General features: G+C 74.5%; 2 protein-coding genes. Both read left to right on the top strand.

From position 1 onward, the window contains the following. The first annotated feature begins 362 nt into the window (after positions 1-362). A complete protein-coding gene (gene fusA / locus ACZ7IF_RS38960; protein ID WP_470981744.1) occupies positions 363-2,408 on the top strand; it encodes an elongation factor G in 2,046 nt (681 codons plus the stop codon). A gap of 225 nt (positions 2,409-2,633) precedes the next feature. Then, entirely contained in the window at positions 2,634-4,082 is a 1,449-nt protein-coding gene (locus ACZ7IF_RS38955) for an MFS transporter (RefSeq protein WP_470981742.1), read from the top strand. The last annotated feature ends 188 nt before the right edge of the window (positions 4,083-4,270 follow it).

The raw sequence follows: 4,270 nt of genomic DNA, 5'->3' as shown, positions 1-4,270 counted from the left end.
CCCCCCCCCCCCCCCCCCCCCCCCCCCCCCCCCCCCCCCCCCCCCCCCCCCCCCCCCCCCCCCCCCCCCCCCCCCCCCCCCCCCCCCCCGCCGCCAGGGCGGTGCCTGCCGATGCCGAGCGAAGAGAAGGGGAACCGGGCCATGCGTACCAACCGCACCGCCGCCGTCGTTCCCCCCTGCCGGTACGACGTGATCCCGGTGTCCCGCAGCGCGCGGTAACAGCCGCGCGGCTGTCACCGTACGCCCGTGACGCACCCCTGACCGATCCTCAAGAACGTTTCCGTGGCCGTGCCGCGGGCCGGATCGGCGTCCCGGGAATCGCGCTGCCCTCTTCCCACCCCAGGCATCGAAAGGCCCGGGCCATGCGCACCGACCACCGTCACACCAGCCCCACCACCACCGCCGTACGCAACCTCGGCATCCTCGCCCACGTCGACGCAGGCAAGACCACCGTCACCGAGCGGATCCTCTTCGCCACCGGCGCCATCCACAAGCGGGGCGAGGTCCACGACGGCACCACCGTCACCGACTACGACCCCCAGGAACGCGACCGCGGCATCACCATCTTCGCGGCGGCCGTGAGCTGCGCCTGGGACGGGCACCGGGTCAACCTGATCGACACGCCGGGGCACGTGGACTTCGCCGACGAGGTCGAGCGCTCCCTGCGGGTGCTCGACGGGGCGGTCGCGGTCTTCGACGCCGTCGCCGGAGTCGAGCCGCAGAGCGAGTCCGTGTGGCGGCAGGCGGACCGGCACGGTGTGCCGAGGATCGCGTTCGTCAACAAGCTGGACCGGGCGGGCGCGAACCTCGACGAGGCCGTCGCCTCCATCCGGGAGCGGCTCGGCGCCGTCCCCCTGGTCGTGCAGCTGCCGGTCGGACGGGAGGACGGCTTCACCGGCGTCGTCGACCTGCTGCGGATGCGCGCGCTGCTGTGGAGCGCCGGCGACGGCTCGTACGAGACGCTGCCGGTTCCCGGGCCGCTGCTGGAGGAGGCCCGCCGCAGGCGCCGGCTGCTGGAGGAGACGGTGGCCGAGCGCCACGCGGACGCCCTGGAGGAGTTCTGCGCCGGCGCCGGGCTGAGCGAGCGGACGCTGGTCCGTGCCCTGCGCGAGCTGACCCTCGCCGGGGACGGCGTCGTCGTGCTGTGCGGTTCGGCGTACCGCAACCGGGGCATCGAGCCGCTGCTCGACGCCGTGGTGGCGTACCTGCCCGCGCCGGGCGACATGCCGCCGGTGCGGGAACGGGCCGCCGACCCGGCGGAGCCGCTGGCCGCGCTCGCCTTCAAGGTGACGGCGACGGCGACCGGCCGGCTCACCTACCTGCGGGTCTACTCGGGCACCCTGCGCAAGGGGGACTCCGTACTGGATCCGGCCACGGGCAGGACGGAACGCGTCGGGCGGATCCTGCGGGTGCAGGCCGACCGGCACGAGGAACGGGAGGAGGCGGTGGCCGGTGACATCGTCGCCGTCGTCGGGCTGAAGTCGGCGCGGGCGGGGACCAGCCTGTGCGCGCCGGAGGCGCCCCTGCTGCTCGAACCGCCCGTGGTGGCGGACCCGGTGGTGTCGGTCGCGGTCGAGGCGGGCCGCGGTACGGACACCGGGCGGCTCGCCTCCGCGCTGGCCCGGCTCGCCGAGGAGGACCCCTCCCTGGTGGTGCGGACCGACGCGGAGACCGGGCAGACCGTGCTGTCGGGGCTGGGAGAGCTGCATCTGGAGGTGGCGGTGGAGAAGGTGCGCCGTCTCCACGGAGTGGAGGTCGTCGTGGGCCGGCCGCGGGTCTCCTACCGGGAGACCGTCGTGCGCGGGGTGACCGGTTTCGTGTACCGGCACGTCAAACAGGACGGCGGCGCCGGCCAGTTCGCGCACGTCGTGCTCGACGTGGAGCCGCTGGCGGAGCCCGGTTTCGAGTTCCGCTCGGCGGTCACGGGCGGCCGGGTGCCGCAGGAGTACGCGCGGGCCGTGGAGGCCGGCTGCCGTGACGCCCTCGCCGAGGGGCCGCTCGGCGGGCACCCGGTGACGGGTCTGCGGGTGGTCCTGACCGACGGGGCGACCCACTCCAAGGACTCCTCGGAGATGGCGTTCCGCGCGGCGGGCCGGTTCGCGCTGCGCGACGCCCTGCGCGGCTGCGCGGTGGAGCTGCTGGAGCCGGTCGCGGAGGTCACCGTGACCGTTCCGGACGACGGTGTGGGCGCGGTCCTCGGGGACCTCGCCGCCCGCCGCGGCCGGGTCACGGGCTCGGCCGGGCAGGCGGGGACCACGGTGGTCACGGCGACGGTGCCGCTGGCCGAGCTGTTCGGGTACGCGTCCCGGCTGCGCGGCCGCACCCAGGGCCGGGGCGGCTTCACCAGCCGCCCGGCGGGCCTGGCCCCCGTCCCCGCGGCGGTGGCCGCGACCCTGACGGCCCGCTAGGGGGTTGTCCGGCCCTGACCCGCCGGACACCCCCCAGTACCCCGCGGTACGCGCGGTACCCCTCTCCGGGGCCCCGTCCCGGCTTCGGCCGGGGCGGGGCCTTCCGTATGCGCGGGCCGCGGTCCGCGCGCGTTCCGACACCGCTCTTACATACCCCCCATGGGTATGCTACGTTGCTACGCGAAGGTACCCCCCAGGGGTATATGGCAGAGGAGGGTCAGGGCAATGTCAACCGTCAATCCCCGGCGCTGGTGGGCACTTGGCGTGCTTGCCGCCGCTCAGTTCATGGTCATCATGGACACCTCGATCATCGGGGTCGCGCTCCCCGAGATGCAGAAGGACCTGGGCTTCTCCCAGGGCGAGCTCCAGTGGGTGTTCAACGCCTACGTCATCGTCTTCGGCGGGTTACTGCTGCTCGGCGGGCGGCTCTCCGACCTGTTCGGCGCCCGCAAGATCTTCGCCACCGGCTGGGTGGTCATGATCGTGGGGTCGGTGCTCGCCGCCGCCGCGCAGAGCGCCTCGGTGGAGATCGCCGGCCGGGCCGTCCAGGGAGTCGGCGGCGCCCTGATCGCGCCCTCGGCCATGACGCTGCTGATGATGCTCTTCGGGCACAACCCCAAGGAGCTCGGCAAGGCGATGGCCCTCTACGGCGCCGCCGCCCCCGCCGGCGGTACGGCGGGCGTGTTCCTCGGCGGCGTGTTCACCGAATGGGTGAGCTGGCCGTGGGTCTTCATCATCTACGTCCCGATCGGCGTCGCGACCCTCGCCGCGACCAAACTGCTGCCGGCCGTCCAGTCCCGCCGCGGTTCCGTGGACGTCCTCGGCGCCGTCGCCGTCACCGCCGGGCTCGCGCTCGCCGTGTTCGCCGTCGTCCGGGCCCCCGAGGTCGGCTGGGGCGCCACCGCCACCGTGCTGGAGCTGATCGGTGCGGCCGTCCTGCTCGTCCTCTTCTTCGTGGTCCAGAAGACCGTCCGCGAGCCGCTCATGCCGCTCAGCGTGTGGCGGATCCCGCGCCTGGGCTCGGCCAACCTCGCGATGACGCTGCTCGGCGCCGCCTGGATCCCGATGTGGTACTTCCTCAACCTGTACCTCCAGCAGGTGCTGAACTACGGCGCCTTCGCCTCCGGCGCGGCGCTGCTCCCCATGACGGTGCTGCTGATGATCTTCATGACGGCCATCACCGCCCGCCTCATGGGCCGCTTCGGCGCCAAGCCGCTGATCGTCACCGGTCTGCTCGCCCTCGCCGCCGGGCTGGTCTGGCTGGCCGCCGTCGAGCCGACCGGCACCTTCCTCGTCGACGTCCTGCCCGCCTCGCTCGTCGCCGCGCTCGGCATGGCGCTCGCCTACATCCCGGCGATGATCGCCGCGATGTCCGGCGCCCCGCAGGAGCAGGCCGGCCTCGCCTCCGGCATCGTCAACACCACCTACAACGTGGGCTCCGCCCTCGGCCTGGCCGCGCTGACGGCGCTCGCCACCACCCAGGGCGCCGGTGAGCTGGGCAACCTGCCCGCCCTCACCGACGGGTTCAGCGCCGCCTTCGTCGGCGCCGCGGTCATCGCCGCCGCCGGCGCGGTGATCACCCTGCTCGTGATGAAGGGCGACAAGTCCGCCGCCCCGGCCGCCGCTCCCGCCGCCGACGCCCCGGTGTCGCGCAGCGAGACGGCGGGGGTGTGACGTACGGGACCGCCCGCACGCACCCAAGGGGTGGGGGGGGGGGGGGGGGGGGGGGGGGGGGGGGGGGGGGGGTTGTTGGGGGGGAAACGAGGGGACAGGGGGGGGGGGGGGGGGGGGGGGTTGGGGTGCGAGCTGGGCTCGATTGAGTTGGGGGGGTTGGGCGAGGCTCCACCCGAGCAAACCACTCG

The organism is Streptomyces sp. NPDC037421 (genome assembly GCF_055602105.1).
This window is presented reverse-complemented; position numbering and strand designations above follow the sequence as displayed.